This window comes from Amycolatopsis sp. NPDC026612 (genome assembly GCF_040638285.1).
Lineage (GTDB): Bacteria > Actinomycetota > Actinomycetes > Mycobacteriales > Pseudonocardiaceae > Amycolatopsis.
This window is the reverse complement of sequence record NZ_JBEZYB010000094.1, coordinates 13901-27291: the sequence shown is the minus strand read 5'-3', so window position 1 is coordinate 27291 and position 13391 is coordinate 13901. Positions and strand designations below refer to the sequence as shown.

The window sequence follows — 13391 nt, the reverse complement described above, 5'->3', positions numbered from 1 at the left end:
CTCGTCCACCCCCCCCGTCGGTTCCGGGTGCCGCTCTTGTCTTTTACCACACCCGCGGGGGGGGCGCCCCCCCCGCCGCCGCCCCCCCCCCCCCCCACGACCACCGGTCACTTCAGCGGCGGGACGCTCCCGAGGGTCGGGACCACCTTGGCGATGGTCCCGTCCGCGGCGAACCGGAGCCGGTCGATGGTCACTTCGCGGTGCGTGCCGTCGCCGCCCGGGATCGCGAAGCGGTGGTAGGCGATGTACCAGTCGTCGGTCCCGGGCACCTGGACGATGCTGTGGTGCCCGGTGCCGAGGATGCCGAGCGACGGGTCCTTCTCCAGGATCACGCCCCGGTTGACCAGCCCGTCGAGCAGCGGGCTCGTGGCCGTCGCGTAGCCGACGCGGTAGTTCTCGCTGCCCGTGTCGTCGATGGACCACGTCAGGTGGTAGACGCCGCGGCGCTTGACCATGAAGAGCCCCTCGCGGAACCCGGTCAGCCCGGTGAGCTGCTTGATCTTCGCCGGGTCGAACGACGTCAGGTCGGCGTTCAGCGGCACGACGAAGGCGCTGCCGTTGCCCCAGTACAGGTAGGTCTGCCCGTCGTCGTCGGTGAACACCGCCGGGTCGATGGCCTGGCCTTGGCCGCCCGGGTTCCCCGCGACCAGCGGCTTGCCCAGCGCGTCGGTGAACGGCCCGGTGGGGGAGTCCGACACCGCGACGCCGATCTTGGCGTCCGCGCAGAAGTAGAAGTAGTACTTCCCGTTCTTCTGCGTGATGGTCGGGGCCCACGCCCGGCTGTCCGCCCAGGACACGTCCGGGCCGAGGTCGAGGATCTTCGGGTGCCGCGTCCAGGTGACGAGGTCCTTGCTCGACCACGCGTCGAACGTTGTGCCCGACCAGCCGGGGTAGCCGTCCGTCGTGGCGTAGATGTAGAACGTGTCGCCGAAGCGGACGATGTTCGGGTCCGCGTTGAAGCCGGGCAGCACCGGGCTCTTCATCACCACCGCGCTGACCGTCCACGTCCGCCTGCTCCAGCCGGCGCCGACGACCGAGTAGCCCACCGGGCCGGTGAAGTCCTGCCTCGAACCGTTGTGGGGGAACACCTGCGTGCCGTCGGCGACCTGGAGCACCGGCGCCAGGCGCCGCACGTCCGTGCCCGGCTTCACCGGCAGGACGATCGTGCCCTTCGCACTGTCGATGATGGCGGGCACCTTGAGGGAGTCCAGGCTCACCGAGCCGACGGCCGTCTCGTTGCCCGGCGTGCCGAGCACCTCCTTGGCCGTCAGGCCGCGGTTCCACACGGTGAACCGCCGCATCTTGCCCTGGAAGTACTTGTCGGCGCCGTAGGCCGACCGGCCGAGGTAGTTCGACGTCGTGATGCCCGCGCCGAGGTCACCGGGTTTCGCCGTGACACCGTCCACATGGGCCACTTCGACGCCGTTGTCGTAGAGCCGCGCCGTCCCGTTCGCCAGCGTGTACGTCAGGGTGTGCCAGGCGCCGCGGGTCAGCGCCCGTTTGCTGTCGGCGTTCTCCTCGGTCGACCAGTTGCCGCCGGCGATCGCGGCCCGGTAGGTGTCGCCGGTCGCGAAGAGGTAGCCGTCGCCGGTGTTGTCGGTGCTGTTGCCCAGGTTCCAGAGGAAGTACGGCGTCTGCTGGGCGGGGTCGACCCACACCTGCGCGGACACCGTGATCCCGGCCATGCCGGTCATCAGGTTGTTCGGCAGGGCGACGTAACCGTCCTTGCCGCCGAAGGCGAGCCCGTCGGCCGAGCGCGTGACACCGCCGTGCACCGTGGCGTCCCGCCGGTTCCCGGAGACGTCGGTGACCGTGTCACCCGAGCCCGCGGTGAGGTCGTAGTCGGCGACGACGCCCTGCTTGTCGGCGGTCATCGGCGGCGGTCCCTGGCGCAGCTTGGCCAGCTCGGCCTTCGTCACCGGCAGCACCGTGCCGTGGCGCGGGCTCTTCGGGAGCTGGTAGTCCGCCGGGATGCTCCAGTTCGGGTGCGCCAGCGAGTCGGTGACGAACGGGACGTACCCGCGTCGCGGCGTCTCGTCCATGAAGGCGTAGAACTTGCTGCCGTCGTTGGATTTGAACGCCGTCGGGCCTTCCACCCAGTCGGTCCCGAGCTTGGTGCGGATGCAGTCGTTCACGAGCTCCCAGTTGCGCGGCTTCGTCGTCGGCAGGTCCACCGCGCGCAGGTTCTTCGAGCGCTCGAGCACGATGTCGCGCTCGCAGGACCCGATGACCTTGCCGTCGGTGGTCAGCCGGTAGTAGTAGTCGCCGTCCTTGATGACGGTGGAGTCGATGACGCCGGCCCCCGGGTCGTTCCACACCTGCGGCTTGCTGAAGGTCCGGAAGTCGCGGGTGGTCGCGTACATCATCCGCGGGTAGGTCGAGCCGGTGTGGTCGACGTCGGTGGGGGCGTAGGGACTGGTGGCCCAGTAGACGACGTACGCGCCGATCGTCGGGTCGTAGGTCGCTTCCGGCGCCCACGTCATGCCGGCCGTGTCGTCGGAAACGCGGACGTGGCGCTGGTTCGACCACGTCACCAGGTCGGTCGACTCCCAGATCTCCAGGTACTGGCTGCCGTGGCGCTGCGCCTGGTCCCAGCCGCGGCCGTCGTTGATCTGCAGGTCGGTGGCGACGATGTAGAACCGGTCGCCCTCCGGGCTGCGCACGATGAACGGGTCGCGCACGCCGGTCTCGCCGTAGTTGGAGCGCAGGACGGGACGGCCGCCGTTGAGCTCGTCCCAGTGCAGCGGGTCGTTCCCGCGGCTGGCCGAGAAGTGGATCTGCTCGGTGTCCTGGGTCGCCTCACCGGTGAAGTAGGCGAACATGTACCCCTCGAGCGCCTCCTTCTTGGGCAGGGGCAGGACGGTGAGGGTGAAGGTGCGTTCCGCCGTTGCGTGACCCTTCGTCGCGCGAACCGTGAGACGGGCCTTGGCCGGCCGCGCTCCGGCCGCGGGCCGGGTCACCTCGCCGGTGGCGGTGACGACGCGGGGGTCCTGGCTGCACCAGGTCAGCGTGACGTCGCGGGCGCCCTTGACCGGCAGGGTGAGGTTGCCGCGGACCGCGTCCTGGTCCGGGAGCACGATGTCCTTGAGCGCGTTGTCGACCTTCTGCCGGTCCGTGATGTCCGGCAGCACGGTGACGGTGAAGGAGCGGTTCGCGGTCTGGCCGGCGTAGGAGACGGCCGCCGTCAAGGTCACCTTCGCGTTCCCGGTGCCCGGGGCGGGCCGCGTCACCGCGCCCGTCGCCGACACGACGGCCGGGTTGCTCGACGACCAGGTGATCGCCGAGCCGCCGGCGCCCGTCTTGGGCAGGGTGAGGTTGTCGGTGACGGCGGAGGTGTCGCCGAGGTCGAGGGCCGCCGCGTCGGCCGTCGCGCGTCCGGCGGCGGTGCGCTCGCCGAGGGCGTGGGCTTCGTCGGCGGTCACGGCGCGGTCGTAGACGCGGAAGTCGCGGACGTTGCCCTTGAGGTACTTGTCGCCGTCGTAGACCGAGCGGCCCAGGTAGTCGGCGGTGGTCGTGCCGCCACCGATCGAGCCGGGCGTGATCGTCACGTCGGTCTTGCGGGCGACCTCGATCCCGTCTTCGTACAGCAGCGCCGTCCCGCCGGCGAGGGTGTAGGTGATCGTGCGCCAGCTGCCGCGGGCGAGGTTGCGCCCCGCGCCGACGGTCTGTTCGGTGGACCAGTTCCCGGAGGCGATCGAGGCGCGGAACTGGTCGCCCGTGGTGAACAGGTAGCCGTTCCCGGCGCCGCCGGCGGTGTTGCCCATGCCCCACAGGAAATAGGGCGTGCCCTGGTCGGCCGCGACGTCGACTTGAACCGAAACCGTGATGTCCGTGAGACCTCGCATCAGGTTGTCGGGCAGGTGGACGTGCCCGTTCGTGCCACCCAGCCGCAGGCCCTCGTCGCCCTGCCACGTGGTGTCGCCGCTGACGGTGGCGTCGCGGCCGTGGCCCGACGCATCGGGCACGGTGCTGCCGGAGCCGCCGGTCAGGTCGTAGCGCACGACCAGCCCGTCGTCGAGGGTCGCCGCGTGGCCGGAGGAGGCCCAGACGGTCATGGACGCCGCGGCAACGGCGAGGGTGGCGGCGATCGCGGTCAGCGGGCGGTGCCGCCGGGCGAACTTCGGCGACGTCGTCGTCGCCGAGAGTCGAACGGGCATACCGGTTCTCCAGGAGCTGGGCGCCGACGGCGCAGGCAAGAGGGGCGGCGCGCGGCTGTTCCCGATTCCGAACGGCCGCCGGGCGCGAAGTGAGCGCTAACATAGCTGCCGATCCCCGGTCGGTCAATCGGCTGTTTTGCCTGGTGGGTGTCCGCGCTCCCGACGATCGGGCCCTTGACACGATGTGGCGACGCTCACTTACACTGCGGCGTGTTAGCGCTAACAAACCTTGGCGCCAGGCATCCCGGCCTTCGACGATGAGACGGGTGGACGATGATCGGTCGACGAGGACTGATGGCGGGAGTGGCCGGCGCCGCGCTCGCCGGTGTGATCGGCAGCAGGGTCGCGGCGCGCGCCCAGACCGCGTACGACGGCTACGTGATGGCCTACTTCACCGAGTCACCGTCCATGACGGGTGCCGACTACGGGCTGCACCTGGCGGTCAGCCCGGACGGCCTCGACTGGATGCCGCTCAACCAGAACAACCCGGTGGTGACGCCGACAGCCGGCACCGGCGGGCTGCGGGACCCGTTCGTCCTGCGCAAGCAGGACGGCCGGTTCGTGGTGCTCGCGACCGACCTCAAGGGCACCGACTGGTCGCTGCAGAACCAGTACGTCCACGTCTGGGACTCGGCGGACCTGCGCGGGTTCACCGGCTACCGCCGGATCAAGCTGCACTCGATGGCCACGCACAGCTGGGCGCCGGAGGCGTTCTGGGACCCTTCGCGCAACCAGTACGCGATCATCTACTCGGCGGCCTACGGCGGCCACGACGTCATCATGGTCAACTACACCACCGACTTCACGACGGTCAGTGCGGCGCAGGTGTTCTTCGACCCCGGCCACGCGACGATCGACGGGACGATGGCCACCATCGGCGGCGTCAACTACCTGTACGTCAAGAACAACACCAACAGCACCCTGGTCGGCCAGCGCTCCGGCTCCCTCGCGGCCGGCAGCTTCACCACGTACAAGACCGGGATATCACCCGGGCGGGGGGTGGAGGCGCCGCAGATCGTGCCCGTGCCGACCGGGAACCGCTGGTACCTCTGGGGTGACACCTGGAGCCCGAACGGCCGGTTCTTCTGCTGGGAGACCACCGACGTCGCCGCCGGGAACTGGACGCTGCTGAACGATCGCGCGTACACGCAGCCGCTGAACTCCAAGCACCCCGGGATCACGCCGATCACGGCCGCGGAGCGGTCCGCCCTGGTCGCCAAGTGGGGCGCCCCGGCCTGGCGGCGGCTGAAGTCCTACAACTTCCCGGACCGGTACGTCCGGCACGCGGACTCGGTGGGCCGCATCGACGCCTACCCGTTCGACCCGTACCAGGACCAGCTGTGGAAGCTGGTGCCCGGGCTGGCGGACGCGACCGGCGTGTCGTTCGAGTCGGTCAACTACCCCGGCCGGTACCTGCGGCACAGCAACTACGAGCTGCACCTCGCGGCCGACGACGGCTCGGCGACGTTCAAGGCGGACGCCACCTTCCACCAGACGGCAGGACTCGCCGACGCGAGCTGGTCGTCGTTCCGTTCGCACAACTACCCGGATCGTTATGTGCGGCACCACGACTACGTGCTGCGGATCGATCCCCTCGGCAGTGCCTCCTCCACTGTGGACAAACAGGACGCGACTTTCCACATCGGCTACTGAGACCGCTTCGGAAGGAACTGTCATGCTACGACGACGTGGCGCGGTGTTGTCCTTGTTCCTGCTCGCGACCCTGCTGCTCGGCGCACCCGGCGCGCAGGCCGCGCCGGTGACGGTGACCAACGGGAGCCAGTTCACCGACACCTCCGGTGCTCTGGTGCACGCCCACGGCGGCGGGATGCTCAAGGTGGGCGCGTACTACTACTGGTTCGGCGAGAACCGCAACGCCGACGACACCTTCCGGGCCGTCTCGGCCTACCGCTCGACCGACCTGAAGACCTGGGAGTTCCGGGGCGACGTGCTGACGCAGTCGTCGGCGGCCGAGCTGGGCCGGGCGAAGATCGAACGGCCGAAGGTGCTCTACAACAGCTCGACCGGGCAGTACGTGCTGTGGATGCACAAGGAGAACGGCGACGACTACGCCGAAGCGCGGGCGGCCGTGGCCACCTCGTCCACGGTGGACGGGAACTACACCTACCGCGGCAGCTTCCGCCCGCTCGGTGCCCACATGTCGCGTGACCTCACCCTGTTCGAGGACGACGACGGAACCGCGTACATGGCGTCCGCGGCGCGCGAGAACGCCGACCTCAACGTCTACCGGCTCACCGCCGACTACACCGGCGTCGCGGCGCTGGTGCGGACGCTGTGGCCCGGCTCGTACCGCGAGGCGCCGGCGATGTTCAAGCGCAACGGCGTCTACTTCCTGCTCACCTCGGCGGCCACGAGCTGGCAGCCGAACCAGCAGAAGTACGCGACGGCCACCAGCGTCACGGGCACGTGGAGCGGGTTGGCGAACGTCGGCGACTCCACCGGTTTCGGCAGCCAGACCGCGTACGTGCTGCCCGTGCAGGGCTCGCAGGCGACCTCCTACCTCTACCTGGGCGACCGCTGGGCGGGTGCCTGGAACCGTCCGGTGAACGAGTCCCGGTACGTGTGGCTGCCGCTGGGTTTCCCCAGTGCCACCACGATGTCGATGAACTGGTACCCGAAGGTCAGCGTCGACGCGGCGACCGGCGTGGTCGCCGGTGCCGGCACCGGCAGTGCGTACGAGTCGCTCGTCGCCCGCCACAGCGGCAAGTGCGCGGACGTCCCGAGTTCGGCGCGCGACGACGGCGTGCAGCTGAAGCAGTACTCGTGCAACGGCGGCGGGAACCAGCAGTGGAGCGAGCTGGACCTCGGCAACGGGTACGTCACCCTGATCGCCCGGCACAGCGGGAAGTGCCTCGACGTCTCGGACGCCTCGACGGCGGACGGTGCGGCGGCGGTGCAGTGGACGTGCAACGGCGGCACGAACCAGCAGTGGCAGATCCAGGCCGTGGACGGCGGGTACGTCCGCCTCGCGGCCCGGCACAGCGGCAAGTGCCTGGACGTCGTCTCCGGATCCACGGCCGACGGCGCCGCCCTCAAACAGTACCCGTGTACCGGTGTGGCGAACCAGCAATGGCTGCGCCGGGCGGCCTGATCGGCACTTCCGGCCCTTGACGGGCCGGAGGTGGGTCGCTAGCTTTTGCGAAACTCATTCACGTTTGGGGCCGCACCGATGCGCTTACTCGTGGCTTTGCTCACCGCCGTGGCGATGACGTCCGGTGTCGTCGCGGCCGCGGTGGCCGAAGACGTCCCGCAGCACCGGCTGACCGTGCGCGGATCGGCCTTCGTCGACGAGTACGGCCGTGAAGTGGTCTTGCGCGGCTTCAACGTCTCGGGGGAGACGAAGCTGGCAGAAAACGGTTTCTTACCGTTCGCCACCGCGGCCGACGCGCGCCGGTCGGCCCAGTCGATGCGGGCGCTCACGGGCGCGAACGCCGTGCGATTCCCGATCGCGTGGGCCGGGACGCAGCCGGTGCGCGGCCCGGTGGACACCCGGTACCTGGCGGCGCTGACCGACCAGCTGAAGGCGTTCCTGGACGAGGGTTTCACGGTCCTGCCCGACTTCCACCAGGACCTGTTCTCCCGCTACCTGTTCAACCGCGGCAGCTGGTACACCGGCGACGGCGCGCCGAAGTGGGTCGTCGACCTCGGCGGCTACCCGGCGGAGAGCTGCGGCATCTGCGCCCACTGGGGGCAGAACATCACCCAGAACGGCGCGGTCCAGGACGCCACGAAGGACTTCTGGCACAACGCCCACGGCGTCGAAGACGAGTTCGTCGGCCAGGCCGTCCAGACGATGTCCTACCTGCGGACCAACCTGAGCGCCGCCCAGTTCGCGAGTGTCGCGGGCATGGACCCGTACAACGAACCCTTCGCCGGGCGGTACGACCAGGGCCAGGACAGCAAGGCGTGGGAACAGAACGTGCTCTGGCCGTTCTTCAAGCGCTTCCGCGACGCGATGGACACCGCCGGCTGGCAGGACAAGCCCGCGTTCGTCGAGCCGAACATGTTCTGGAACGCCAACATCTCCTTCCAGCTCCACCCCGGCGGCTTCCAGGACACCGGCGTCATGGGGCCGCGGTACGTGTTCAACACGCACTTCTACGACCAGCTGGCCCAGTCCGGCGTGTTCATGCCGGGCAAGGCGGGCGACGGGCAGTACAGCGCGAACTTCGGCACGGTCCGCGACCGCGCCACCGCACTCGGCACGGCGGCGATCGTCACCGAGTTCGGGCACCCGATGACCGGCTACACCTCCGACAAGACCCCGACGGTGGACAAGGCGATGTACCAGGCGCTGGATTCCCGGGTTTCCGGCGCGAACTGGTGGCGCAGCCCGGCGCAGTCGGGCCCGGTGCTGTCGGCGACGCAGTGGCAGTGGGACAGCTACAGCGGCCGCCACCACGAGCTGATGAACGACAACCCGGACAAGGTCAAGACGGACGGCGACGCCTGGAACGGCGAGGACTTCTCGTCGGCCCGCACGGCGGACGACGGAACGGTCCAGCTCCGCCAGGACGCGCGGCTGCTCGACCGCCTCTACCCGGCCGCGGTCGCGGGGCACACGCTGGCGTTCACCTACGAGGACCGCTCGCGGGACGGCAGCCAGACGCTGACGTGGAACCGGATCCCGTCGACGATGCCGGCGACCGCGGCGCTGACCGGCACCGGACGCTACGGCGTCCTGGTGTGGCAGGGGACCGACGCGGGCGCGCCGACCGAGCTGCACGTCCCGGCCGGAATGACGCCGACAGTGGTCACGGACCTGGCCTCGGTCACCCGGGTGGGCGACCGCCTGCGCCTGCCGGCGACACCGGGTCTGCACTACGCGTTGATCGCGGAACCGGCGGCGGCGCCGACCGCGGCCCAGCTGGCGGCGGTTCGCGCAGAACTCGCGGCCTGGGCACCCACCGCCGTGCGGTGAGCGGTGGCGTCGCCGCGGATTCCGTTGCGGGAAAAGGTCTTCTCCGTCGATCGCCCGGATGTCCCATATCCGCCCCGGCCCGCCCGGCGTAGCGTGAAGTTGCCGGAGCAGGGGGTCCGTTGCACCCCCTTTTGACCACTGTCGAAAGGCGGGGACCAGTGGGATTCCGATCGGTTCGACGCTGGGCCGCGGTCGCTTCGCTCGTGCTCGCCACGTGGTGCGGACTGATCGTGCCGGCGCCGGGTGCACTGGCCGCGACCACGACGAGCTGCGTCAGCGCGGCCCAGGAGCGGCTGGCCTCTTCGACGTACGACGTGTCGAAGGACTGTGCGGGCTTCCCCGATCTCGGGGCGCCCTACGTGTTCCGCGTCGGCACCCTCTACGCGTGGCGGCTCGTGGGCCTGGACGTGCTGCTGGTTCCCACCGGCCCGGCCACGCTGACCTGCGCTGCCTACCAGCTGCAGGCTGCCGGTCGGCTCCAGGCCACCGGCTGCACGGTCACCCGCTGAACCGGACTTCCCGGCCCGCGTGGTCTACCGCAGGGTGGCGATCCCGGCCAGGAAGAGGTCGACGCCCGCGAGGAACTGCTCGCGGTCGTCGTGCTCCCGCAGCTGGTTCGCCGCCTGGTGGACGAACGGGTACTCGTCCGGGTCGAGCGACGCCCACCGGGCGGCGACCGCGCCCAGGAACGCCTCGCGGTCCCCGTCGGCGGCGGCGAGCCGGGCGTTGGCGGCGTTCTGCCCGGCCACGCCGAGCACGTAGTTCACGAGTGCGCCCGCGGCGTCGAACAACGCTCGCCCGGGCACGTCGAGCGCGACGAGCAGGCCGCCGATGCGCTCGTAGATCTCCAGGAGCGCGGGCCGCCAGGGCTCCCGGTAGAGCTGGGCGCCGACCCAGGGGTGGGCGTCGATCGCGTCGAAGAGGCCCAGTGACACCGTGCGCAGCGCTTCCCGCGGCTCCGCCTCGACGACCGCGTCGCCCAGCACGCCGCCGATGACGGCGTCGGTCGCCGCCGCGAGGAGGTCGCTCTTGTTCGCGACGTGGTGGTAGATCGCGCCGTAGCCGGTCGCCAGCCGGGCGGTGAGCGCGCGGAAGGTCAGCGCGGCCTCGCCGCCGCCGTCCAGGATCGCGGCCGCCGCCTGGACGATCACTTCCTTGGACAGCCCGTCCGTGCGCCGTGGGGCTCGGTTCGCCATGTGCCGATCATCGCACGTGTGGAACGTCGATCCAAACTCGTGCTAGCGTCCTGATTGGAACGACGATCCAATCGGAGGAAACCATGACTGTCACGATCATCGGAGCCGGCCTCGGCGGCCTTGTCCTGGCCCGCGTCCTGCACCTGCACGGCATCCCGGTCGAGGTCTACGAGGCCGAAGCCGGACCGGGCGTCCGCCGCCAGGGCGGCATGCTCGACATCCACCCCTGGAACGGCCGGCCGGCGCTCGAGGCAGCCGGCCTGACCGAGGGATTCCGGAAGCTCGTCCTGCCGGGCCGGGAATCCACGCGCGTGGTCGACCGCGACGGCACCGTGCTGCTCGACCAGCCCGACGACGGCACCGGCGAACGTCCCGAAGTGCAGCGCGGCGAGCTGCGGCAGCTGCTGCTCGACTCGCTGCCACCCGGCACCGTCCACTGGGGACACAAGGTCACCGGGGCCCGGGCCCGCGGCGACGGCGGCCACGAGGTGAGCCTGGCCGACGGCACCCGCTTCGGCACGAGCCTGCTGGTCGGCGCGGACGGCGCGTGGTCGAAAGTCCGTCCGCTGCTCTCCGGTGCCACCCCGGAGTACGTCGGCGTGACGGTCGTCGAGACGTTCCTCTTCGACGGCGACGCCCGCCACCCCGCCGTCGCGAAGGCGGTCGGCGCGGGCGCGCTCTACGCGTTGGCACCCGGCAAGGGGTTCGTCGCGCACCGGGAAAGCGGCGGGACGTTGCACACGTACGCGCAGCTGTTCAAGCCCGAGGACTGGCTGGCCGGGGCCGACGCGGCGACCGTGACGGCGCGGGTCGCCGAGGAGTTCGACGGCTGGGCCCCCGAGCTGACCGCGTTGATCACCGGAAGCGACACCCCACCGGTGCTGCGCCGCCTCGCCACCCTGCCGGCCGGGCACCGCTGGGACCGCGTCCCGGGGGTGACCTTGCTCGGCGACGCGGCCCACCTGATGCCCCGAACGGCGAGGGGGCCAACCTGGCCATGCTCGACGGCGCCGAACTCGGCCAGGCCCTGGCCGCCCACCCCGGCGACGTGGAGTCGGCGCTGGCCGAGTTCGAGCAGGCCATGTTCGCCCGCGCCGCCGCGGAAGCGGAAGACGAAGACGTCTACGCCATCATGTTCGGCGACGACGCACCCCACGCCATGGTCGCCATGCTGACCGGCGCCGGGGCCGGGGAGTAGCTACCCGGCGGCGATGCCGGCCCCGATGCCGTCGAGGAGGAAGCCGAGGCCGAGGCGGAAGGTCTCGTCGGCGTCGAGGTGGGCGGCGTCGCGGACGACCGTCTCCAGCGCGGGGAAGCGGCCGGTGGCGAACATCCGCACCAGGTAGGGCCCGTGGGTGCGCTGCCACTGCCGCTGGTCCAGCCCGCTGGCGCGCTCGGCCCGCCGTTCGGCGATTTCCCGGCGGACCGCGCCGATCACGTAGGCGTCGACGGCGGCGGCCACCGGCATGACCACGTCCACGTCGACGCCGTCCAGCGCGGCCAGCACCGCCTCGCCCCTGGCCAGCGCGTTCGGGCCGAGCTGGGGCCTGCCGCCGATCAGGTCGGCGAACCACTCGTGCCGGTGCGCGGCCTGCCGCGTGGCCTCGGCCACCGAAGTCAGCACTTCGCGCCACCCGTCCCCGGCCGGCCGGATCTCGGCGTGGACGGCGTCGACCATCAGGTCGAGCAGTTCGTCCTTGGTGTCGATGTAGCCGTAAAGCCGCATCGGCCCGACGTCCAGCGCGCCGGCGATCTTGCGCAACGACACCGCTTCCAGGCCGGCTTCGTCGGCCAGCTCGACCGCTGTCCGGACGATCAGATCCCGGCTCAACGGGGCCGGCGCCGGCCGGTTCGCCGGCTCCGGTCGTTCCCACACCAACATGGGCGTGACAATACATCGGCTACTGCGATACAGTGTATCGAGGAGTACGGCGTATCGCCGCACGAGTATCGAGGGGGGAAAGCATGACCATCGCCATCGTGGGGGCCGGCATGGGCGGCCTGGCGCTCGCCCGCGTGCTGCACGTCCACGGCATCGAGGCCGTCGTGTACGAACGTGATGCGGCCCGTGGCGCCCGCCGCCAAGGCGGGATGCTCGACATCCATTCCGGGCAGCGGGCGCTGCGCGAGGCCGGTCTGCTCGACCGGTTCCTGGCGATCGCCCGCCGGGAGGGGCAGGACATGCGTCTCCTGAAACCGGACGGCACCCTGCTGCTCCAGGAGGACACGCCCGACGACGCCCCGATGGCGCGGCCCGAGATCGACCGCACCGACCTGCGCACCCTGCTCCTCGACTCGCTTCCCGAGCGAACGGTCCGCTGGGGGTACGCGTTCGACCACGCCGAAGACGGCGTGCTGCACTTCGCCGACGGCCGCAGCGCGCGGTACGACCTGCTGGTCGGAGCCGACGGCGCGAACTCCCGGGTCCGGCCCCTGCTCACCGACGCCCGTCCGGAGCACCTCGGGCAGAACGCGGTCGAGCTCGCGATTTCCGACATCGACCGCAGCCACCCCGGCCTGGCGGCCATGGTCGGGCGCGGCAACTACTGGGTGTTCGGCGACGGCAAGTCCCTGTCCGCGCAGCGCAACGGCGACGGGTGCGTCCGCATCGGCATCAGCTTCTACAACACGGGCGAAGACTGGTTCGCCGCGAGCGGCATCCCGTTCGACAATCCGGTCGCGGCCCGCGCCCGGCTGATCGAGCTCCTGGACGGCTGGGACCCCCGGATCACCGCCCTGATCGCCGCGTCCGACGACACGTTCGTGCCCCGCTCGCTCGCCGCGCTCCCACCCGGCCTGACCTGGCCGTCGAACCCGACGATCACCTTGATCGGCGACGCGGCGCACCTGATGCCCCCGGTGGGGGAGGGCGCCAACATGGCGCTGCTCGACGGCGCCCTGCTCGGTCTCGCGCTGGCCGCCCACCCGGACGGCTTCGCCACCGCGGTCGAAGAATACGAACGCGAGATGTACGAACGCACCAGCGCGGCGGCGCGGATGTCCGCGGAGATGCAGGAATTGCTGATGTCCCCGGACGCGGCCCGGCGGTTGCTGGAGTTCTTCCAGCCGACCTGAACGGGGGGCCGGGTGACGGCC

At 70.8% G+C, this 13391-nt stretch carries 8 protein-coding genes and 1 pseudogene; 6 read left to right on the top strand and 3 right to left on the bottom strand.

The window, feature by feature from the left end; genetic code table 11:
- Positions 1-107: 107 nt before the first annotated feature.
- Positions 108-4157 carry a family 43 glycosylhydrolase gene (locus AB0F15_RS39805; RefSeq protein WP_360282120.1) on the bottom strand — a complete coding sequence of 1350 codons (4050 nt, stop codon included), beginning with the start codon at positions 4155-4157 and terminating at the stop codon, positions 108-110.
- Between the two features lie 294 nt (positions 4158-4451).
- Between AB0F15_RS39805 and AB0F15_RS39800 the strand changes: the two genes are divergently transcribed.
- The 4 genes from AB0F15_RS39800 to AB0F15_RS39785 all read left to right on the top strand — a co-directional run bounded on the left by AB0F15_RS39800 (position 4452) and on the right by AB0F15_RS39785 (position 9608).
- Positions 4452-5810 carry a glycoside hydrolase family 43 protein gene (locus AB0F15_RS39800; RefSeq protein ID WP_360282118.1) on the top strand — a complete coding sequence of 453 codons (1359 nt, stop codon included), beginning with the start codon at positions 4452-4454 and terminating at the stop codon, positions 5808-5810.
- A gap of 22 nt (positions 5811-5832) precedes the next feature.
- A complete protein-coding gene (locus AB0F15_RS39795) occupies positions 5833-7269 on the top strand; it encodes an RICIN domain-containing protein (RefSeq protein ID WP_360282116.1) in 1437 nt (478 codons plus the stop codon).
- 78 nt (positions 7270-7347) lie between these two features.
- Complete coding sequence (locus tag AB0F15_RS39790; protein ID WP_360282114.1) at positions 7348-9099, top strand: cellulase family glycosylhydrolase; 1752 nt, start codon at positions 7348-7350, stop codon at positions 9097-9099.
- 158 nt (positions 9100-9257) lie between these two features.
- The gene (locus AB0F15_RS39785) at positions 9258-9608 is read left to right on the top strand and encodes a hypothetical protein (RefSeq protein WP_360282110.1); all 351 of its coding nucleotides are present in this window, start codon (positions 9258-9260) and stop codon (positions 9606-9608) included.
- Positions 9609-9632: 24 nt separating this feature from the next.
- On the opposite strand, the gene AB0F15_RS39780 is transcribed toward AB0F15_RS39785, so the two are convergent.
- Complete coding sequence (locus AB0F15_RS39780; RefSeq protein ID WP_360282108.1) at positions 9633-10295, bottom strand: TetR family transcriptional regulator; 663 nt, start codon at positions 10293-10295, stop codon at positions 9633-9635.
- A gap of 83 nt (positions 10296-10378) precedes the next feature.
- Here AB0F15_RS39780 and AB0F15_RS39775 point away from each other — a divergent pair.
- Positions 10379-11493: pseudogene (locus AB0F15_RS39775) on the top strand (NAD(P)/FAD-dependent oxidoreductase).
- On the opposite strand, the gene AB0F15_RS39770 reads toward AB0F15_RS39775, so the two are convergent.
- The gene (locus AB0F15_RS39770) at positions 11494-12177 is read right to left on the bottom strand and encodes a TetR/AcrR family transcriptional regulator C-terminal domain-containing protein (protein WP_360282106.1); all 684 of its coding nucleotides are present in this window, start codon (positions 12175-12177) and stop codon (positions 11494-11496) included. It lies immediately after the preceding pseudogene.
- 83 nt (positions 12178-12260) lie between these two features.
- Here AB0F15_RS39770 and AB0F15_RS39765 point away from each other — a divergent pair, with 83 nt between their 5' ends.
- Positions 12261-13370, top strand: a complete 1110-nt coding sequence (locus AB0F15_RS39765) for an FAD-dependent monooxygenase (protein ID WP_360282104.1) — start codon at positions 12261-12263, stop codon at positions 13368-13370.
- The last annotated feature ends 21 nt before the right edge of the window (positions 13371-13391 follow it).